The 20577-nt window shown below is 71.5% G+C and carries 14 protein-coding genes; 11 read left to right on the forward strand and 3 right to left on the reverse strand.

The window, feature by feature from the left end; genetic code table 11:
* The first annotated feature begins 31 nt into the window (after window positions 1-31).
* The 5 genes from AB0B39_RS05050 (at window position 32) to AB0B39_RS05070 (ending at window position 5158) form a co-directional block, all read left to right on the forward strand.
* Window positions 32-751: a hypothetical protein gene (locus AB0B39_RS05050; RefSeq protein WP_357573535.1), complete on the forward strand. Its 720-nt coding sequence runs from the start codon at window positions 32-34 to the stop codon at window positions 749-751.
* 581 nt (window positions 752-1332) lie between these two features.
* A complete protein-coding gene (locus AB0B39_RS05055) occupies window positions 1333-2136 on the forward strand; it encodes an HAD-IB family hydrolase (RefSeq protein ID WP_234584135.1) in 804 nt (267 codons plus the stop codon).
* 201 nt (window positions 2137-2337) lie between these two features.
* Window positions 2338-3270 carry a hypothetical protein gene (locus AB0B39_RS05060; protein WP_357573536.1) on the forward strand — a complete coding sequence of 311 codons (933 nt, stop codon included), beginning with the start codon at window positions 2338-2340 and terminating at the stop codon, window positions 3268-3270.
* A complete protein-coding gene (locus AB0B39_RS05065; protein ID WP_357573537.1) occupies window positions 3267-4631 on the forward strand; it encodes a methyltransferase in 1365 nt (454 codons plus the stop codon). The genes AB0B39_RS05060 and AB0B39_RS05065 overlap by 4 nt, the downstream gene beginning before the upstream one ends.
* Window positions 4526-5158, forward strand: a complete 633-nt coding sequence (locus AB0B39_RS05070) for a TetR/AcrR family transcriptional regulator (RefSeq protein WP_234584132.1) — start codon at window positions 4526-4528, stop codon at window positions 5156-5158. Before AB0B39_RS05065 ends, AB0B39_RS05070 begins: the two co-directional genes overlap by 106 nt.
* 6 nt (window positions 5159-5164) lie before the next feature.
* Here the strand turns inward: AB0B39_RS05070 and AB0B39_RS05075 are convergent, their stop codons facing one another.
* On the reverse strand, window positions 5165-5911 hold the full coding sequence (locus AB0B39_RS05075; RefSeq protein WP_357491158.1) for an oxidoreductase: 747 nt from the start codon (window positions 5909-5911) through the stop codon (window positions 5165-5167).
* Window positions 5912-6294: 383 nt separating this feature from the next.
* Here AB0B39_RS05075 and acs point away from each other — a divergent pair, with 383 nt between their 5' ends.
* The 5 genes from acs (at window position 6295) to AB0B39_RS05100 (ending at window position 15658) form a co-directional block, all read left to right on the forward strand.
* Window positions 6295-8259: an acetate--CoA ligase gene (acs, locus tag AB0B39_RS05080; protein WP_357491160.1), complete on the forward strand. Its 1965-nt coding sequence runs from the start codon at window positions 6295-6297 to the stop codon at window positions 8257-8259.
* Between the two features lie 242 nt (window positions 8260-8501).
* Entirely contained in the window at window positions 8502-11294 is a 2793-nt protein-coding gene (locus AB0B39_RS05085) for an immune inhibitor A domain-containing protein (protein ID WP_357491162.1), read from the forward strand.
* 332 nt (window positions 11295-11626) lie between these two features.
* A complete protein-coding gene (locus tag AB0B39_RS05090; protein WP_234591394.1) occupies window positions 11627-14053 on the forward strand; it encodes an immune inhibitor A domain-containing protein in 2427 nt (808 codons plus the stop codon).
* 205 nt (window positions 14054-14258) lie between these two features.
* Complete coding sequence (locus AB0B39_RS05095) at window positions 14259-14660, forward strand: hypothetical protein (RefSeq protein WP_357573538.1); 402 nt, start codon at window positions 14259-14261, stop codon at window positions 14658-14660.
* A 65-nt stretch (window positions 14661-14725) separates the two neighbouring features.
* Window positions 14726-15658 (forward strand): alpha/beta hydrolase, encoded by a 933-nt coding sequence (locus AB0B39_RS05100; protein ID WP_357491166.1) that lies wholly within the window; start codon window positions 14726-14728, stop codon window positions 15656-15658.
* A gap of 4 nt (window positions 15659-15662) precedes the next feature.
* On the opposite strand, the gene AB0B39_RS05105 is transcribed toward AB0B39_RS05100, so the two are convergent.
* Window positions 15663-16028: a hypothetical protein gene (locus AB0B39_RS05105; protein ID WP_234591389.1), complete on the reverse strand. Its 366-nt coding sequence runs from the start codon at window positions 16026-16028 to the stop codon at window positions 15663-15665.
* Window positions 16025-19183: an SseB family protein gene (locus AB0B39_RS05110; protein WP_357573539.1), complete on the reverse strand. Its 3159-nt coding sequence runs from the start codon at window positions 19181-19183 to the stop codon at window positions 16025-16027. Before AB0B39_RS05110 ends, AB0B39_RS05105 begins: the two co-directional genes overlap by 4 nt.
* Window positions 19184-19335: 152 nt before the next feature.
* Between AB0B39_RS05110 and mycP the strand changes: the two genes are divergently transcribed.
* On the forward strand, window positions 19336-20559 hold the full coding sequence (gene mycP / locus AB0B39_RS05115; RefSeq protein ID WP_357573540.1) for a type VII secretion-associated serine protease mycosin: 1224 nt from the start codon (window positions 19336-19338) through the stop codon (window positions 20557-20559).
* The last annotated feature ends 18 nt before the right edge of the window (window positions 20560-20577 follow it).

Below are 20577 nucleotides of genomic sequence, written 5' to 3' on the forward strand. Positions count from 1 at the left end.
GACGGAGGGGGTCGGCGCAGATGATGTCGACATGGACGCATGGGTGGACGGCGACCTGGCTGACGAGTTCGAGCGGCAGCTTGATGACCTCCTAGCCGAGCTGGACTCAGCCTGGGTAGAGCCCGAACTGCAGCCGAGGTTCGCCAGCAACGAGTCGTTCCGTCGCTACCACCGGAGGAACGGCAAGCGCTGGCAGCTTGCCTGCGTTCTTCGAGAACGTCCTGACCTGGCCGCCACCCTGGCTAGCCGAGTCCTGGCCGCAGTGGTCTGCGACGAAGATGTGGCCGCCAATCGTCAACTCATCGAACCGGTGTTGACGGCGGTCGGCCGTCGCCGGGTCCAGGAGTACCTCATCTCGGTCGTTACGTCCGGCCCGCTACTGCAACGCGTCTGCGCAGTCCGCGCCTGGTATTGGTCGCAGGCCGTGCTCGTGTACGAGTCGCCTCAAGCGCTGACTGGCAAACAGCCCATAACGGGTAGCCAAGCCCACGATGATGAGGTTGCTGACCTGCGCGGGTGGTACCGCGCAGCCTGTCTCACCGCCTTCGTCGAGTGCGATCACGACGCCACACGTGAATGGCTGGCCCGAGGCTTCATTCTGGATGAGTCCTACTATCCGGCGAGCCTGCACCGCGGGGTGGCTGCGGCCCGCGCGATCGCTGAATCCGACCCGGTCCGGTTCAAGGAACTCATCGCCAAGACCACCGACGGAACGAACCTCGCCGCCATTCGGCCCGCTGATGACCGCTGAGTCCGGTGTTCCCATGTCTTTGCGGACGCTGGCCTCATCGCCGACACGGTGAGCCGCAACGGCAGTCGAACTTCCGGCGGCGGGTGGCGGGCCACGAGAAGGCGTCGACGACGCTGGACCGGTACACGCACACGCCCGACGACTACGCCGACCGGGTCCGGCTGACGTTCCCTGGTGATTCGCTGACTTTCCGCCCGGCGTTGGGCCCGACCGAGCCGGCAAAGGCGCTTCCACCAGGGCGGGAGCGCTCCCCGCAAAGGGACGACCCCCGTCGGGGGGAGACGGGGGTCGTCGACGGTTCGGCTCCGGGGGGGTCGAGCCGAACCACTCAGCGGTCACGGGGGGTGCAACCGCTGAGGGTCTGTCTGTTTCGGGGATGTGAGAGCTTGTCGTGCGGACAAGTCTGCCTGAGCGGAACCGTCACGTCGAGTGGTGTTCACTCCACTCAGCGCGAAATTCTCCTCGCGGAGTGTGAGCACGGTCACGCCCAGCGGAGTTGGAGGCACCCGCCCGCAGGTCCGAGGGGTGGCCTGACCCCGGGCACCCGCCGACGATAGACCATCCGGCTAGACTTTCGCGCCGTGGGCCGAAGTGCCGCTTTCTTCGATCTGGACAAGACCGTCATCGCCAAGTCGAGCGCCCTGGCGTTTGGTCGGCCGTTCTACCGGGACGGGCTGATCACCCGGCGTGACGTGGTCAAGTCGGCGTACGCGCAGCTGATGTTCCGGCTGGGCGGCACCGACGAGCAGACCATGGCCCGAACACGGGACTACCTGGCCGCGCTCTGCAAGGGCTGGCAGGTGGAACAGGTCCGCCAGATCGTCGCGGAGACGCTCCACGAGCTGATCAACCCCTATGTGTACGCCGAGGCTGCCGCTCTGATCGAGGAGCACCAGGCAGCCGGGCGGGACGTGGTGCTGGTCTCCGCGTCCGGCGAGGAGATGGTCCGGCCGATCGGCGAGCTGCTCGGGGTGACCGACGTGATCGCCACCCGGATGGCGGTGCAGGACGGCCGGTACAGCGGCGAGGTCGAGTTCTACGCCGCCGGTCCGAGCAAGGTCGAGGCGGTTGGCGAGCTGGCCGCCGTGCGCGGCTACGACCTGGCCGACTCGTACGCCTACTCCGACTCGTACAGCGATCGTCCGCTGCTGGAGTGCGTGGGTCACCCGAGCGTGGTCAACCCGGACCGGCAGCTCCGCAAGCTGGCCTCGGAGAACGCCTGGCCGGTGCTGGAGTTCCGGCACCCGATTCCGCTGGGTCGCCGGCTGCGGGAGCGGCCGGCCGTTCCGGTCGCCGCGGCGGCCCTGGGCGTGGGGGTCGGGGTGGCCATCGGCATCGCCTGGTACGGCAGGCATCGCCGGACCCGCGCCGCCACCACCGCCTGATCACCTCAGGCAGCAGCCCGGCCAGACCGAGGACCGGTCCGGCAACAGCAGGGCGGCGCCGCCTCTCCGACAGCCGAGCGCCGCATCGACGGATCCAGCCGCCCGCCCCACCTTCGCACCTCCCCTCAGCAACGTCTTGAGCGATCGCTCAAATCGTCGTACGCTCGGATTTGAGCGATCGCTTAAAACGGGGAGATCAGCATGGCCGACGTCGACGAGACACCCGAACCGTCCGGATGGACCAACACCACCGAACCACCACCACAGCGCACCGCCGCCCACTGGACTCTGGCCGGCCTGATAACGCTCTTCGGGCTGGTGGTCTTCGTCGCGGTGGTGCGTGAGGGCCGCGCCGACAGCGCCGTACTCTTCGTGGCGCTCCCGGTGCTGCTGGCCGCCGCCCTCGCGCTGACCCCGCGCCGGACGGCCCACGGCCAGGTCTTCGCCGCCACCACCGTGGCCCTGCTGCTGGCGGCGGTGGCGCTGCACGAGGGAGCGATCTGCGTCATCCTGGCGGCCCCCCTGGTGTACGCGGTGGCCCACGGCACCACCGCGCTGATCCGCGCCCTGCGGGAGGCCAACCGGCCCTACGTGCTCGTCGCCGTGCCGCTGCTGCTCCTGCCCGGCCTGGAGGGCAGTGGCATGGCTCCCCGGCTCGGTCCGGAGCAGACGGTGGAGGTGACCCGCGTCGTCGAGCTACCCGCCGACCGGGTGGCCGAGCGCCTTGCCGCCGGTCCACGCCCGACGGCCGTACGGTCTGCGCCGTTGCGCCTGCTGGGCGTGCCCACACCCGGGCGGGTCAGCGGCGACGGGCTCGATCCCGGCGACAGGTGGATGTTCGGCTACCACGGCAGCGCGCACGGCCCGGGCGGCCATCTGCTCGCCGAGGTCGAGAACGTAACGCCGGAACGTGTGGATTTCCGGTTCGTCGAGGACAGTTCGATCACCGCGCGCTGGTTCACCTGGCGGCACGCGACGCTGACCTGGCGGGCGATCGACGCCGGGCACACCGAGGTCCAGATCCGGGTCGACTACACGCGGGGTCTGGACCCGTCCTGGTACTTCGGCCCCATCCAGCAGGCGCTGCTCGGCGCCGGGGTCGGCCACCTGCTCGACATGCTGGCACTCAAGTGACAGTCGCCAGGTGGTTGAGCCTGGGGGTGCCGCTTCTCGCGGTGCTCGCCGTCGGCGCATGGGAGCGGGACCGCGCCGCCCGTGGTGCCGCGCTGTTGGCGTTCGTGGCCGCCGGGGTCGGCATCGCCGCACTGCACGAGGCCGCCCGGACGGCCGGCTGGTACGCGTTCGCCCCGGTCGACGGCGCGTACCGGGGGATGCCGGTGGACCTGTGGATCGGCTGGGCTGCGCTCTGGGGGCCGCTGCCCGTGCTGCTGCGCCGGTTGCTGCCCCTGCCTGTCGCACTGGGTCTGCTGCTCTGGGTCGACGTGGTGGCGATGCCGGCGCTGCACCCGCTTGTCCACCTCGGCCCGTACTGGCTCGTCGGGGAGGTGGCCGGGTTGCTCCTGGTGGCCCTACCCGCCCAACTGCTCGGTCGGTCCGGCGCCGACCGGCGGCGCCTGCGCACCAGGACACTGCTGCAGGTAGGGCTCTTCACCGCGCTGCTCCTCTGGTTCCTGCCCAGCCTGGCCTTCGAACTCGGCGACGGGTCGTGGGCCCGACTGACCGGGCTGAACCGCACCGAGTTGCTGGTGCTGGCGCAACTGGCCCTCCTGACGGCCACCCCGGCGCTGGCCGCGGTCGCGGAGTTCGTCACCCGGGGAGGCGGCACGCCGTACCCGTGGGACCCGCCGCGTCGACTGGTCACCACCGGCCCGTACGCCTACCTGGCCAACCCCATGCAACTCAGCGCGGTGGTGTTGCTGCTGCTCACCGCAGCGGTGACGCGCAGCGCCACGCTCGTCCTGGCGGCGGTGTCGGCGGTGGCGTTCGGCGCGGCGGTCGCGACGCCGCACGAGCGACACGACCTGCGAGCCCGGTACGGGGACTCCTGGCGGTCGTACCGGCGGCAGGTTCGTGACTGGTGGCCCCGGTGGCGGCCGTACGCGCCCGGGCCACCCGCGGTGCTCTGGCTGGACGACGACTGCGGACCCTGCGCGGCGATCTGGCGGATGCTGGCCCGGCGCCACCCGGTGGGGCTGCGCATCCGGCCCGCCCGGGAACACGACCGTGTGTTGTGGCGGGCGGAGTACGTGGGCGGCGACGGTCACGCGCAACGGGGGGTGGCCGCCGTCGCCCGCGCGCTCGAACACGTGCACCTCGGTTGGGCAGTGGTCGGCTGGGCCGTCCGGCTACCGGGCGTCGCCTGGCTCGCCCAACTGGTCACCGATGCGATGATCGCACCACCGCACCCGGCCCGCCCGCGAGGAGCGCCATGTCCGACACCAAGCAGCGTCTCCTTGACGGCGCCATCGCCGCCATCCGCGAACACGGCATCGCGGGCGTCTCCGCACGGACCATCGCCGCTGCCGCCGGGGTGAACCAGGCCCTGGTCTTCTACCACTACGGCACCGTCGACGACCTGCTCGCGGCGGCCTGCCGCGACAGCACCGCGAAGCGGGTCGAGCACTGGTCCGCCCGCCTGGCCTCGGCCGGGTCGCTGCGCGAACTGCTCGCGGTCGGGCGTGCGCTGCACGAGGAGGAACGCCAACTCGGCAACGTCACGTTCCTGGCCCAGATGCTCGCTGCCGCACAGGCGGACCAGCGGATGGCCGCCCCCACCGCCGGCGCGCTCCAACTGTGGGTGGACGAGATCGAGGCAGTCCTGCGCAGGCTGCTCGCCGGTTCCCCGTTCGCCGAGGTCGCCGACGTACCCGGCCTGGCCCGTGCGGTCTCGGCCGCGTTCATCGGGCTGGAACTCTACGACGGGGTGGACCGGGCCGGCGCCGACCAGGCGATGGCCGCGCTCGACCAACTCGCGCTGCTGCTGGAGGTCGTCGACGACCTCGGGCCCATCGCCCGCCGGGCGCTCCAAGCCAAGGTCAACCGGGCGGTACGACGGGCCTGAACGACCTCAGGCGGCCGCGAGGATCTCGTCGCCGATGGCGGTGAGCTGGTCGGCGCCCACCTCGACGGCCGCCATGTAGTGGCGCAGCCAGGAGCGCAACCCGTCCGGGGTGCCGGTGGCGAACGCGCCGGCCGAGCCGACGTACTCGGGCTCCCGTTCCCGGTGACCGACGTCGACGCCGAGCAGGCCGCGCGGGTCGAGGCCGCTGGCGAGCAGCACCAGTCGGGCGGCACCGCGCGCCACCACGCCGGACGGCCCGGCGAACGGACGCAGGTTCAGCAACTCCCCGTGTACGACGGCGGCGAGCACCAGCGGCGAGACCCTCGTGCCGCCGGCCACCAGAGCGGCGAGCCCGTCGAGACGGGCGGCGACCACCGGGTCGGGCACCGGTCGGCCCAGCTCGGCCTCGCCCACGATGTCGCGGGCGGCGAGGACGTGCAGCCGGGCGAGTGCCTGCCGGGGTGCCTTCGGCCAGAGTTCACTCAGGCCGGGCAGCGCCCCGGCGACCCGCAGCGCCCCCTGGAGCACCGGGTCGGTGACGGTGCCGGCCCGGACCTCCTCACGCTCGTGGACGGCGCCTTCGAGCGCGGCGCTGGCCACCGCCGACCGCAGGCTGACCTCGGCCGCGACCTGGCCACCGTTGCGGCGCAGCGCGCGGTGCCCGAGCGCCTGGTCGAAGCGCTCACGGGCCCGGTCGACGGCAGCGGCGACGTCGGTGAGCGCGAGCAGCGGGGCGAGCGGGTCGGTGGTCACCCCGTCACGCTAGCGACCCGGCCCGGCCCGACGGGCCGCACCCGCCCGCAACGCGACCCCGGCCACCCGGCGACCCTGTTCCGCCGCTCCCGCCTCCGCCGCTCCCGTCCCGCCGCTGGGCAAGGTCGACACGAGATCGGCGATATCGGGGTGTCCCACCGGTCCGGATACCGCAACATCGCCGAACCCGTGTCGATCAAGACCGGGCCGGGGCGGGCCGGGCAGGGCGGGCCGGGGCCGGGCGGGACGGGCAGGGCCGGCCGTCGGGCGCGCGGCGGGGGCCGCTCGGCGCGACGGGGTGGGCAGCGGTCGCCGGTCGGGGACCCCGCGACTACCCTCGTGCCCAGCGAGACGCAGGTCACCCGAGGACGAGGAGTCACGGCATGAGCGAGGCATTGGCCAATCTGCTGAACGAGACGCGCCAGTTCCCCCCGCCGGCCGAACTCGCCGCGCACGCCAACGTCACAGTCGACGCGTACGCCGAGGCGCAGGCCGACCGGCTCGCCTTCTGGGCGAAGCAGGCCGACCGCCTGGCCTGGTCGAAGAAGTGGGACGAGGTGCTCGACTGGTCGAACCCGCCGTTCGCGAAGTGGTTCGTCGGTGGGCAGCTCAACGTGGCGTACAACTGTCTTGATCGGCACGTCGAGGCCGGTCGGGGTGACAAGGTGGCGATCCACTGGGAGGGCGAGCCGGGTGACACCCGCACTCTCACGTACGCCGATCTGCACGAGCTGACCTGCCGGGCGGCGAACGCGCTCACCGACCTGGGGGTGACGGCGGGCGACCGGGTGGCGATCTACCTGCCGATGATCCCGGAGGCGGCGGTCGCGATGCTGGCCTGCGCCCGGATCGGCGCGGCGCACAGCGTGGTCTTCGGTGGGTTCTCCGCCGACTCGTTGAGCAACCGCATCCAGGACGCCAACGCCAAGGTGGTGATCACCGCCGACGGTGGTTACCGGCGGGGCAAGCCGTCGGCGTTGAAGCCGACGGTGGACGAGGCGGTGGCGAACTGCCCGTCGATCGAGCACGTGCTGGTGGTCCGCCGTACCGGCGAGGACGTGGCCTGGTCGGAGAAGGACCACTGGTGGCACGAGGTGGTGGAGACGGCGTCGGCCGAGCACACGGCGCAGCCGTTCGACGCCGAGCACCCGCTGTTCATTCTCTACACGAGCGGCACCACGGCCCGGCCGAAGGGCATCCTGCACACCACGGGCGGCTACCTGACGCAGGCGTCGTACACCACGCACGCGGTCTTCGACCTGAAGCCGGAGACGGACGTCTACTGGTGCACCGCCGACATCGGCTGGGTCACCGGGCACTCCTACATCGTGTACGGCCCGCTCTCCAACGGCGCCACCCAGGTCATGTACGAGGGCACCCCGGACACGCCGCACAAGGGGCGGTTCTGGGAGATCGTCGACCGGTACAAGGTCAGCATCCTCTACACCGCGCCGACCCTGATCCGGACGATGATGAAGTGGGGCGAGGACATCCCCGCCGGCTTCGACCTGTCGTCGCTGCGGCTCCTGGGCAGCGTCGGTGAGCCGATCAACCCCGAGGCGTGGATGTGGTACAGGCAGCACGTCGGCCGGGGCGAGCTGCCCATCGTGGACACCTGGTGGCAGACCGAGACGGGCTCCATCATGATCTCCCCGCTGCCAGGGGTGACGGCGGCGAAGCCGGGTTCGGCGATGACTCCGCTGCCGGGCATCGTCGCCGACGTGGTGGACGACCAGGGCCAGTCGGTGCCCAACGGCGGGGGCGGCTACCTGGTGCTGCGCGAGCCGTGGCCGTCGATGCTGCGCACCATCTGGGGTGACGACAACCGGTTCATCGAGACGTACTGGTCACGGTTCGAGGGCATGTACTTCGCCGGCGACGGGGCGAAGAAGGACGACGACGGGCACATCTGGCTGCTCGGTCGGGTCGACGACGTGATGCTGGTGTCCGGGCACAACATCTCCACCACCGAGGTCGAGTCGGCGCTGGTGTCGCACCCGTCGGTGGCCGAGGCGGCGGTGGTGGGCGCGACCGACCCGACCACCGGCCAGGCGATCGTCGCGTTCGCCATCCCGCGGGGCAGCACGGACATCGCCGGCGCGGCAGGTGAGCAGCTCATCGCGGACCTGCGCAACCACGTGGCGAAGACGCTCGGCCCGATCGCCAAGCCGCGACAGATCATGCTGGTGCCGGAGCTGCCGAAGACCCGTTCGGGCAAGATCATGCGTCGCCTGCTGCGGGACGTGGCCGAGAACCGGTCGCTCGGCGACGTCACCACGCTGCAGGACTCCTCGGTGATGGAGCTGATCTCGTCCGGGATGAGCGGCACGAAGTCCGACGAGGACTGACGACAGGCGTACCCCATCGGTGGGTGACGGTCCGTCCGGACCGTCACCCACCGTCGTCTTTTGTGGAGGTACGACCACCGCGTGCCGCCGGCCGCGGAGGTTGGACGAATAACGCCTCCATCACGTTCCCGCCGTTCGGCGTGTTTCTCATTTAGTTTCACGGAGGTCGGTGGGCCTCGATGCGCCCCTGCGCGCCCGGAGTCGGCCGGCTTCCTCCGCCCATGCCCGAGAAACGGAGCGGCATGAACAGAAACTCCCATCCGGGGTCGCGTCGACGACTACTCGTCGCGCTGCCCGTCATCGCCCTCGCGGCCACCTCACTGACCGTGAGTGGAAGTGCGGCGGCGCAGCCGTCCACCACCCCCCGGGCGGTGATCGGGGCTGACGAGTACTACATCAACTACGCCGAGCCCGAGGTGCAGACGGACACCACCGGCCGTGAGGTCAAGGGCAAGGGTGGCGTCTACACCCCCGCCGTCGACGCCGCGCGCGCGTTCGACCAGAAGCACGCGCGGGGCAACCCGGTGACCGCGCGCCAGCTCGCGCAGATCGAAGCCAAGTCGATCAAGACGGGCAAGAGCCCGCGGCAGATCAAGCAGTCGCCGACCACGCAGACGGCGAAGCTGCTGACGCTGCTTGTCGAGTTCAACGACAAGGCGAACGACGACTTCACGAACGTGATGGTCCCGAAGACGGTGTTCGAGGATCGGACCTGTGTCCCCGGCACCGTGCAGAACGGGCCGAAGCACAACACCATCGCGAACCCGGCGACGCTGCCGCACGAGGACAACAACTCGATGTGGGTGCCGGACTTCTCGCCGTCGCACTACGACAAGATGCTGTACAGCAAGAAGGGCATCACCGAGCGGGTCCGCAAGGACCTGAAGGGCCCGGACGGCAAGAAGGGCATCGACCTCTCCGGTCGCACGATGCACAACATGTACCTGGAGATGTCCAAGAACGCGTACACGGTCGACGGGCAGGCCAGCCCGTGGATCACCGTTCCGCACTCCGAGGGCTGGTACGCGGCCAACCGCTGCACCCAGGACGAGAACGGCAACTGGGTCCCCGGCCGGGAGCAGTCGATGAACGGCCACCCGGACAACCCGGCTGGCGCGGGCAAGCTGGCGGCCGACGCGATCGACGCGCTCGCCGCCAAGGACCCGAGCTTCCCGTGGGCCGAGTACGACAAGGAAGACCAGGCCGACCGCGACGGTGACGGCAACCTCTTCGAGCCGGACGGCGTGATCGACCACCTGGTGCTGGTGCACGCCGGCCAGGGCAAGTCGCGCGGCGGCGGCGACCAGGGCGTGTACGCCGTCTGGGCGCACTCCTCCTCGGTCCCCGGTGGCTACAGCATCCCGGGCACCAACCTGAAGGTGTCGAACTACATCGTGCAGCCGGAGGACGCCGGCGTCGGTGTCTTCGCCCACGAGTTCGGCCACGACCTCGGTCTGCCGGACCTCTACGACACCTCCGGCAACGCCGACTCCGACGTGGACTTCTGGGACCTGATGGCCTCGGGTTCGCACTCGGGTGAGATCTTCCAGGCGCTCCCGACGCACATGGGCATCTGGGACAAGTGGGTGCTCGGCTGGGCCGACCCGTTGACCATCCGCCCCGGGTCCAACCCGCGTGAGGTCAAGCTCGGGCAGACCTCGCGTACGCCTATCGACGCCGAGGACGGCATCAAGGTCGACCTGCCGGACAAGGTGACGGTCCTGGCCACGCCGCACAGCGGCACCAAGATGTGGCACAGCAACAACGACCAGAGCTGGGCCGACGTCAAGCTGAGCCGCTCGGTCGACGTGCCCAACGCCGCGGACGCCAAGTTCTGGATGTGGAACAACTACATCATCGAAGAAGACTGGGACTTCGGCTTCGTCGAGCTGTCGACCGACGGCGGCGCGACCTGGACCGAGCAGAAGGTGTACGCCGAGGGTGGCTCCGTGGTCACCACGCCGGACAACTACCCGGACCCGAACGGCCGGATGAACGACTTCGGCGGCAAGAAGTACGGCCTGACCGGCAGCACCGACGGCTGGCGCCACGACTACGTCGACCTGTCGGCGTACGCGGGCAAGACCGTCCAGGTGCGGCTGCGCCTGGCCACCGATGAGGCGTTCGAGGAGCGCAACTGGTTCGTCGACGACTTCTCGGTCACCGGCGGCGGCGCCACCACCTGGAGCGACGACGTCGAGGGCGGCGCCAACGGCTGGACGGCCACCGGCGGCACCTTCGTGGACACCACCGGCGCGGGCTGGAAGGTCTCCGGTGGCACCGAGGTGCACGCGCAGTACTACCTGGCCGAGTGGCGCAACTTCGACGGCTTCGACAAGGGCCTGAAGTACGCCTACGACACCATCTACTCCCACGAGGCGTGGAAGGTCGACCGGATCTCCTACAACGCGCCGGGCATGCTGGTGTGGTATCGGGACAGCGCGCTCGGCGACGTCAACCACGTCACCGGGCAGATGACCGCGCTGCCCAGCTACGGCGCGAAGGGCGGTCTGCTCATCGTGGACTCGCACTTCGACCCGTACCGGCGGACCGGCACGGCGGCCGAGAAGGACCCGTCGGTGACGGACAACCTGCCCAGCCGTCCGCAGTCGGCCAACGCGGCGTTCACGCTCCAGAAGACGTACCCCTTCACGGAGTGCCTGGAGGCGGCGGACGAGCCGTACAGCGCGTACTGCACGAAGTTCAAGGCGCAGGCACCGGTGAAGAGCTTCACCGACGCCAAGGGCTGGTACCCGGGCATCGAGATGCGCGACGGGGCACCGTACGCGCGGGACAACGACGCCTCCGTGGTGGTGCCGTCGCGTGGCAACGCGCCGTACACCACCCGGGTGACCAACCCGGACGGCAGCCCGGCGCCGGAGTTCTACGGCGTGACGCTGGGCGGCGGCGCGATCGTGCTCGGCACCGGTAACCCGGGCGACGCGGGCGTGCAGAACGGCGTGTCGTTGACGATCCGTAAGACCGCGCGGGACAACACGTCCGCCACGATCTACGTCACCCCGGCGAAGAAGTAGCGGTTTCGCGGAGCAACAACTGATGGTGGGGCCGGTGGCGGGAACGCCGCCGGCCCCACTGTCGTACACCCGATCATATTGATCGAAAAATGTCGCTGTCTTTGCGCGCGGCCAGTCCGCCCTGGTTCGCGGCGCAGATGAAGCGCAGGGGTGTGACGGTGAAAAGCGTTCCCAACAAAATCTTGCAACAAATCGACGCGCGCATCTTCCCACCCGTCCCGGCAGTGTCTATGTTCACCATTGGTCCCACTAGTGGGATCGATCTATCACCGGCCCGTACCCCCGTTGGGTCGGTTCCCTCACACCGGAGGTACCACGTGCGCAAAGTCGCAGTGGGTCTGCTCGGGCTTTCGCTGACGGCGACGGGGCTGGCGTTCGGACCGTCCGCCAGTGCCGCGCCGCAGCCGAAGTTGCCGACGGCCGCTCCGTCGGTCGCCGAGCCCGCCCTTGCCGACCACGACCTGCCGAACCCGCTGGAGGACAAGCGGCGAGCGCTGCGCCAGGAGGGCCTCAACGAGGTCCTCAAGGGCAAGGCCAAGGCAGAGAAGATCAACGGCAGCACCGTCGTCAAGGTCGGTAAGACCCAGGCCGACGGGGCCAGCGCCCGCACCACCGGGGCGGGCACGGCCCAGACGGAAGACCAGTACGTCGAACTCTCCCGTCAGCGGACCGACAAGATCTTCGTGATCCTCGCCGAGTTCGGCAACGAGCGGCACCCGGACTTCCCGGACAAGAACATCGACCCCAACACCGCGGGGCCGACCAAGTTCGACGGGCCGCTGCACAACCAGATCCCGGCGCCCAACCGGGCGGTGGACAACTCCACCGTCTGGCAGCCGGACTACAACGCCGACCACTACCGGCAGCTCTACTTCGGCACCAACCCCGGTGACGAGTCGCTGAAGCAGTACTACGAGGCCCAGTCCTCGGGTCGCTACAGCGTCGAGGGCGAGGTCACCGACTGGGTCAAGGTCAAGTACAACGAGGCCCGCTACGGTCGTTCCGACGACCCGAAGGCCGACGACGACCCGACCGGTGACCCGAACGTCTGCGACAGCAACGTCTGCAGCAACACCTGGGACCTGGTCCGCGACGCCGCCAACCAGTGGGTCCTCGACCAGAAGGCCGCCGGTCGCACCGACGCGCAGATCGCCGCCGACGTCAAGTCGATGGACCAGTACGACCGGTACGACTTCGACGGTGACGGCGACTTCAACGAGTCGGACGGCTACATCGACCACTTCCAGATCGTCCACTCCGGCGGCGACCAGGCCGACGGTGACCCGATCCAGGGTGAGGACGCCATCTGGAGCCACCGCTGGTACGCGTACGCCTCGGACCAGGGCAATACCGGCCCGGCGAACTTCCCGGCCGGCGGCACCGAGATCGGCGACACCGGCGTCTGGATCGGTGACTACACGATCCAGCCGGAGAACGGTGGCCGGAGCGTCTTCTACCACGAGTACGGTCACGACCTCGGTCTGCCGGACGACTACAACGTGGTCAGTGGTGGCGACAACAACAACGAGCACTGGACCCTGATGGCCCAGAGCCGGCTCGGTGCCAAGAACGACGGTGGCATCGGCGAGCGCGGTGGCGACCTCGGCGCGTGGAACAAGTACCAGCTCGGCTGGCTCGACTACGAGACGATCGGTATCGGGCAGAAGAAGACGCTGGTTCTCGGCCCGCAGGAGTACAACTCGCCGGAGGCGCAGGGCGCGGTCGTCGTGCTCCCGGACCGCGAGTACACCTTCTCGAACGGCGCACCGTTCGAGGGCAGCAAGCAGTTCTTCACCGGCAACGAGGACGACCTCAACAGCACGATGACCCGGACGCTGGACCTCACCGGGAAGTCGTCGGCCGCCCTGGCCATGAAGGGCCGCTACAACATCGAGAGCGGGTTCGACTACCTGTTCTTCGAGGCCTCGACCGACGGTGGCAAGACCTGGGCGACCCTGCCCGGCACCGTCAACGGCAACCCGCTGAAGGAGATCTCCCCCGGGCGCTTCGCCCTGGACGGCTCCAGCAACGGCAAGTGGGTCGACGTCAACATCCCGATGAACTCCGTGGCGGGCAAGGTCGTGCAGTTCCGGCTGCGCTACCAGACCGACGGCGGCCTGTCCAAGGGCGGTTTCTACGGTGACGCGATCACCGTGACCGCCGACGGCCAGACCGTGTTCACCGACGGTGCCGAGAACGGTGCCAACGGCTGGACCTTCGCCGGGAAGTTCGAGATCGCCGCGGCCACCTACACCCGCTCGTTCGACAACTACTACATCGCCGGTACCCGGTCGTACACCTCGTACGACAAGTACCTCAAGACCGGCCCGTACTACTTCGGCTACGCGAACACCCGCCCGGACTACGTGGACCACTACGCGTACCAGGAGGGTCTGCTGATCTCGTACCACAACACCCGTTGGGCGGACAACGACACGTTCGCGCACCCGGGTGAGGGTCGGAACCTGATCATCGACGCGCACCCGGAGCCGCTGTACAACCTGACCGGTGCCCCCTGGCGGGCCCGCGTCCAGGTCTACGACGCTCCGTTCAGCCTGAAGAAGGCCGACTCGTTCACGCTGCACATCGACAGCCAGGCCAACTACGTCCGTGGCCAGGCCGCGCAGCCGCTGTTCGACGACACCCAGCAGTACTGGTACCCGGAGCTGCCGAACCACGGCGTCAAGCTCCCGGCGACCGGCCGGAAGATCAAGGTCGTGTCGCAGGACGGCATCAACACCACCGTCCGCTTCTTCTGATCCTCGGATCACCGCGACACCCGCACCACGGCGATGCCCGGGCAGGTCACCTGCCCGGGCATCGCCCGTTTGCGGGAACCCCGGCCACGCCCCGCGCGTCCGATCACCCGTGCAACCGCGAACCCGCACCACTGTGACCGGCGCTGGTCTGGCCGCCCTGCTGGCGCTCACCGGCTGCGCCGGAGCGCGGAACGAAGGAGACGGCGTGTCCACCGAGCAGACCCCGTCCGACGCCCCGTCGACCGGCGCACCCTCGTCCGCCACCGCGCCGACCGGGCCCACCGATCCGACGCCGTCGTCCCCCTCCGGACGACCGTCGCGCTCGCGCGTCCCGCTGCCCACCCTGCGCCCGCCGACCGGCCCACCGCGCGAGCCGACCGACGCCCGCAAGGCCAACGTGCTGGCCGGACGGATCAACCGGGGCGGCGCCGGCCCCTGCTACGGCCTGGTCACCGACGACGGCCGGCAGTACGCGCTGCACGGCACCGGCAAGGGCACCTTCGCCGTCGGCACGACGGTCCGGGTGACCATCGGCCCGGCCGACCCGACCACCGACTGCGGCCCGGGCACCCCGGCCAGCATCGTCGACATCAGCCCGGTCGGCTGACCGTCGCCCGACGCTCCCGGGCCGGCGAAACGGCTGCCCGTCGACGGGGTCCTAGGCTGTCAACCATGACCGACCAGCGCGGCGGAGCCGTCGACGAGTCCTGTGTCCTCACCGAGGGGCCGTGGACGCACCGTTTCGTCGGCGCCAACGGCACCCGGTTCCACGTGGTCGAGGCCGGCACCGGGCCGATGGTGCTCTTCCTGCACGGCTTCCCCGAGCACTGGTGGGCCTGGCACCAGATGCTCCCGGCGGTCGCCGACGCCGGCTTCCGCGCGGTCGCCGTGGACCTGCGCGGTTACGGCGCCAGCGACAAACCACCCCGGGGGTACGACGGCTACACGCTCGCCGCCGACATCGCCGGTCTGATCCGTGCGCTGGGCGAACGCTCGGCGACTGTCGTCGGCAGCGGCGTCGGCGGCATGGTCGCCTGGACTGTGGCGTCGTTCCACCCGTCGCTGGTCCGGCGGTTGGTGGTCCTGGGAGCACCCCACCCGCTGCGGCTGCGCGCCGCCATCTTCGCCGACCCACGCGGGCAGTTCGCCGCCTCCACCCCGGCGTTGAAGTTCCAGCTTCCCCGCTACGAGCACGTGCTCACCAAGGACGGCGGGGCGGCCGTCGGGGAGATCCTGCGCCGCTGGGCCGGGCCGCGCTGGGCGGCCAGCTCGGGCTTCGAGGCGTACGCCGAGCGGTGCCGGGAGGCGATGCGCATCCCGCAGGCCGCGTTCTGCGCGTTGGAAGGCTACCGCTGGGCCTTCCGGTCGGTGCTGCGGCTGCACGGCTACCGGTTCGTCCGCCTCATGCAGAAGCCGCTGGTCACCCCGACCCTGCAACTGCACGGCGCACGGGACGTCGCCGCCCTGCCACGAACCGCCCTGGGGTCCGGCCGGTACGTCGTGGCGCCGTACGAGTGGCGCCTGCTCGACGGGGTGGGGCACTTCCCCCACCTGGAAGCTCCCGAGCTGGTCCTCGGCGAGATCCTGCGGTGGGCCAAGTCCTGATCGATCAGACCCGCTGCTCGCGCAGGTCGGTGACCTCGGCGGCCGGCGCCCAGCCCTGGTAGACGCCGAAGTCGAAGACCTCCAGCCGCATGGCCTCGGCCACCGGCCAGCGACCGCCGGTGTACTCCACCCGCAGCCAGGCGTCGTGTTTCCCGAGCACGATGAACGGTTGCCCCTGCCACGTGCAGGTGGTCCGCACGTACGCCAGGTCCTCGATCTCGCTCGCCGGCAGCACCCGCACGTACCGGCCCGGACGGATCTCCTCGAAGCCCTCACCCGGCTCCGGCTGGTAGAGCCGGATGTCGTCGCCGTCCGGGCTCGCCTGGTACTCCCGGCCCCGCCAGCGGGCCACGTAGCCGTCGCGCATCACGCCTCCGGAACCCGTCGCCAGATGACCGCGTCCGTGTCGAGCACCGCGATCACCCGCTCGGTGCCGTCCCCGCCGATGCGCCAGAGCTGCGCGCCGTGCGGGAGGCGGGCACTGTCCACCTTGAACTCCGCCACCACGTCGCTGCTCTCACCCGGGGCGAAGCCGTTGCCCCGGAACGGCGGGCGTTCGATGACCCAACCCTCCATTGCCCGCATCGCCGGCTCGTTCTGACCGCCGTACGGGATCCGGTAGAGGCTGGGCCGGTGCGCCGGCCAGCGCAGCACGTAGATCTCCTCCGCGTCGCGTACGAACGGTGACCCCGGGTAGCTCAGGCCCAGTGCATCGTGCAGCTCGGCCGGCGTGGTCAGGTGCGCCAACTCGCCGGCCCGGTGCACGAAGCCGGACACCCGGTCGTACCCGCGCTCCAGGTAGTACGCGAGCTGACTCGGCGCGATCGCCTTCTGCATCACCGTCGGACGGGCCGGGTCGACCGCCGCCGGAGCGTACCGGGGGCGGGCCGTGGGTTCCGCCTCGACCGCCGGCTCCTGCGGGTCGACCTCCAGATCGTCGCCGAGCCCCACCTCGGCGGCCCAGTTGGCCAACGCGACGATCTGGTCGCCGGGCAGCTTCGCGCCGACGGGCGTGCCCGGGTTGACGGCGAACGACCAGTCCTCGTCCGGCCAACGCCGGATCAGCTGGGCGAACTTCACCCGGACGGTGTCGACGTCACCCTCGACGTGGTCGGCGAGACGCTCCGGGGACGTGTAAACCACCACGTACGTCTCGCCGTCGAGCTGGGCGGTACGCCACACGAAGCCCGGGTCGCCGGGACGGCTGCCGCGCACCGAGTCCGCCGCCGACGGAAGCAGGACCCTCGCCAACAGCAGGGTGGACAGGAACGTGTCCGTGCTGCCCGCGCCGGCCGCGCCGAGCAGGTCCTCCTCGACCGTGTTGGCCGGCTCGAACTGCACCGGAGCCGGCTCGTCGACCACCGCACGCTTGTCGTCCACGACCGGGCGTTCGTCGTCGGCGCGTACCGTCTCCGGCTCGTAGCCCACCGGGGATCGGGGCGCCGACCAACCGGCCGAGCCGCCACCGCTCAGGTCGTCACCGCTGAGGCCAGCGCCGCTCAAGCCAGCGCCGCTCAGGTCGGAGCCGCTCAGGTCGGAGCCGCTCAGGTCGGAGCCGCTCAGGCCAGCGCCGCTCAGGTCGGAGCCGCTCAGGCCAGCGCCGCTCAGGTCGGAGCCGCTCGGGCCAGCGCCGCTCAAGCCAGCGCCGCTCAGGTCGGAGCCGGCCGGATCGAACGGGCCCGCGCCGGTGCTGTCCGTGCCGAACAGGCCGGCGGCGGTCTCGGGGGGATCGGCCAGACCCGTGCCGGTGTCGGCCGGTTCGAACGGAGCTGTGCCGGACGAGGCGGGCGCGAACGACGAGGGCACGCCGAACGGATCCGGGGCCGCGGCGGCGGGTCCGGGAACGAAGGGGCCGGGCATCGAGGCCCCGGGAACAGCGGGACCGGGTGCGGCCGGGTCGGGCGCGGGCGGGCCGAACGGCGGCGGGCCGGCGGTCGCCGGGCCGAACGGCGGTGGGCCGGCCGTCGCCGGGCCGAACGGCGGTGGGCCGGCCGTCGTCGGGCCGGCCGTCGTCGGGCCGGGTCGCCGTGTCGTGTCGAAGGCGGGAGCGCCCTCGGTCGGGTCGAGGAGATCGCGGGACTCGATGATGGTGCCCTCGATGACGATGGGCGTGAAGCCGCGACGCGGGGCGGGTGGGCCGGAGACCGGCTCCGCGACCGACGGCGGCAGTTCCTCCACCGGCTCGAAACGCTGCCGGTCACCGGGGCGGCCACGCGGGATCGCCTGGGTCTCGTCGGCCGTGGGAACGTGCCCTCCGACGCCTGTCGGTGACGGCTCACCCGCGGCTGGGCCGGGCACCCGGAACGCATGGGTGGGTTCCTCGGCCAACGGTGTGGGCCGTCGCGGTGGCAGAGGTTGGGTGGCCTCGTCGTCGGTCGCGGGCGCTCGTACCACCCGTGACGCGCCCAGGTCGCCGGCCGGTGGCCGCAGCGGTCGGGTGGCGTCCGGTGTCGGCATCGGGAAGGCCGAGGCCGCGCTGTCGCCGCCCGGCGCGTCCGCGGGACGGCGACGCGGGAAGGGCTGGCTGCCCCGCCCGAACCGGGACGGGGGCACCGCGCGGTCGCCCGGCCGGCCGTCCCCGGAGACCGGCCCGGACGCTCGACCGGACGTCGGCTCGAAGAAGGAGCGCCGGCCACCCTGGGTGTTGCCGTCACCGGCGGCCGGGCCGTCGCCGTCACCCGCCGGACGGCTCGCGGACGGCCGGCCGGCGCGTGGACCCGGCTGGTCGACCGGGGCGACCTGGGCGCGGTCGGTGGAGGCCAGCGGCACGTACCGGGATGCGCCGGCACGGCTCGCGCCCGGCACGGGGCCGACGCCGGGGCGGGCCGGTCGGGGCGGGGCGGTCGGCTGCCGCTGACCGGCGGCGGGCAGATCCTCCGGGCCGGACCGGCGCGAAAGCTCACCCGGGCCGGGCGCGCGGGTCGGGGTGGCCGATCCCGAGGGTGTGCCCACCGGCGGCACCGCGTTCCTCGGCGCGGACCGTCCCGACGGCGTCGGGTCCGACGCGGGCGGCGTGGGCGGCATGGGCGGCACGAACCCGGTGGCGGGCGAGCCGTCCCGGCCGGTCGTACCGGCTCTCGATCGGGCCAGCGTCTCGGCGCGCTCCAGCCGGGCGCGGGCGCCCATGGCACGGCCCGGCAGCCGGACGTCCCCACGGGAGAGCTGCGACACGAACCAGGCGGGCAGGTAGCCCTCGACCGGCAACCCGGGGTTGACCGCGAGCCACCACTCGTGGTTGGGCCAACCGAGGGCGAGGTCGGTGAACGGCACGCGCCGGTTGGTGCCGGCGTGTTCACCGAGGCAGGCCCGCAGCGCCGCGGCGGAGGTGAAGGCCAGCACGTGGGTCCGGCCGCCGGTGGTCCAGGTGCCCCAGCCGGCGGAGGACTGGCCGGACGGCGCCGGCGTGGAGACCGGCAACAGCAGATCGGTGCGGGACAGGAGGCGGAAGTAGAGCTCCTGGTCGTTGGCGCGCAGCGCGTCCCGCATCGCCACCTCGGCCTCCGTGGCCGGCTCCCATTCGGTCACGGCCACCTCTCCTTCCGAGAACAGGCCACAGGTATCGCGTACAACCTACAAGGTGGTATCAAGATCACAATGGCTGGCCGGTGGCGGTCCGCCGGGGCGGCGTCGAGGCGATAACATCCCGTTCCGGAGCCGACACGATACGGAGGCTGTCGATGTCCCGGTCGATCGCGCGCCCCGTCCTGGCAGGTCTGGCGGCTGCTCTGCTGACCGCTGCGGCCGGTCCGGCCGTCGCCGCCAGCGCCGGGCTGGGGATGGCCCCGGCCTGCGCGACGCCACTGGCGCCCGTCCGGCCGGTCGAGGCCACACCCTGGCCCCAGCAGCGGTACGACCCCACGCGGCTCGCGCCGCTGACCACGGGCGCCGGTGTGACGGTCGCGGTGGTCGACTCCGGAGTCGACCGGGCGCATCCCCAGTTGACCGGACGGGTGCTGGCCGGCACCGACCTGCTCGACCCGGGTGGGGACGGCAGCCGGGACTGCGCTGGGCACGGCACCGGCGTGGCGAGCATCATCGCGGCGGCGCCCCGGCCCGGTGTCGCCTTCCACGGCCTGGCCCCGGCCGCCCGGATCCTGCCGGTACGGGTGAGTGAGCAGCAGGTGGTGCAGGGTCGGGAGTCGGGGCGCACGGTGAGCGCCGACGAGTTCGCCCACGCCATCCGCTGGGCCGTCAACCACGACGCCGACGTGGTGAACCTCTCCGTGGTGCTGTACGCCGACGACCCGGAGGTCCGCTCCGCCGTGCGGTACGCCGTCGAGCGGGACGTGGTGCTGGTGGCCGCCGTGGGCAACCTGCACGACAGCGGCGACCCGCGCCCGTTCCCCGCCGCGTACGACGGGGTGCTCGGGGTGGGCGCGATCGGGGCGGACGGTGCACGGGCGACCTTCTCCCAGACCGGCTCGTACGTCGATCTGGTCGCCCCGGGCAGCGGAGTGCTGGTCGCCGCGCCCGTGCAGGGCCACCAGCAGGTCGAGGGCACCAGCTACGCGGTGCCGTTCGTGGCCGCCACCGCTGCGTTGCTGCGCGCGTACCGACCCGAGTTGACCGCCGCCGAGGTGGTGGAGCGGATCGTCGCCACTGTCGATCCGGCGCCCGGCCCGGGACACGGCGGCGGGTACGGCGCCGGTGTGCTGAACCCCTACCGGGCGGTCACCGAGACGGGCGGCGGCCGGTCGGCCGCCGCGCGGTCGGTTGCCGTACTCGCCGAGGACCGGCCCGATCCGGCGGTGCTCGCCCGCCAGGCCCGCCGCGCGGCCGCCCGGGACCGGGCTCTGGTGGCCGGCGCGGCGATCGGCCTGACGGCGGTCGCCGTGGTGTTGCTCGCGGTCGTGCTGCCCCGCGGCGCGCGCCGGCGTTGGCGACCGGCCGAGCCGGTCTGACCCGACCGGGTCGCCTCG

This window comes from Micromonospora sp. NPDC049114, from assembly GCF_040648635.1.
Lineage (GTDB): Bacteria > Actinomycetota > Actinomycetes > Mycobacteriales > Micromonosporaceae > Micromonospora.

Excerpts from the sequence above, each read along its gene's own strand:
- AB0B39_RS05050 (WP_357573535.1), top strand. The coding sequence starts at position 32 with ATGGACGCATGGGTGGACGGCGACCTGGCTGACGAGTTCGAGCGGCAG.
- AB0B39_RS05060 (WP_357573536.1), top strand. The coding sequence starts at position 2,338 with ATGGCCGACGTCGACGAGACACCCGAACCGTCCGGATGGACCAACACC.
- AB0B39_RS05070 (WP_234584132.1), top strand. The coding sequence starts at position 4,526 with ATGTCCGACACCAAGCAGCGTCTCCTTGACGGCGCCATCGCCGCCATC.
- acs (WP_357491160.1), top strand. The coding sequence starts at position 6,295 with ATGAGCGAGGCATTGGCCAATCTGCTGAACGAGACGCGCCAGTTCCCC.
- AB0B39_RS05085 (WP_357491162.1), top strand. The coding sequence starts at position 8,502 with ATGAACAGAAACTCCCATCCGGGGTCGCGTCGACGACTACTCGTCGCG.
- AB0B39_RS05100 (WP_357491166.1), top strand. The coding sequence starts at position 14,726 with ATGACCGACCAGCGCGGCGGAGCCGTCGACGAGTCCTGTGTCCTCACC.
- mycP (WP_357573540.1), top strand. The coding sequence starts at position 19,336 with ATGTCCCGGTCGATCGCGCGCCCCGTCCTGGCAGGTCTGGCGGCTGCT.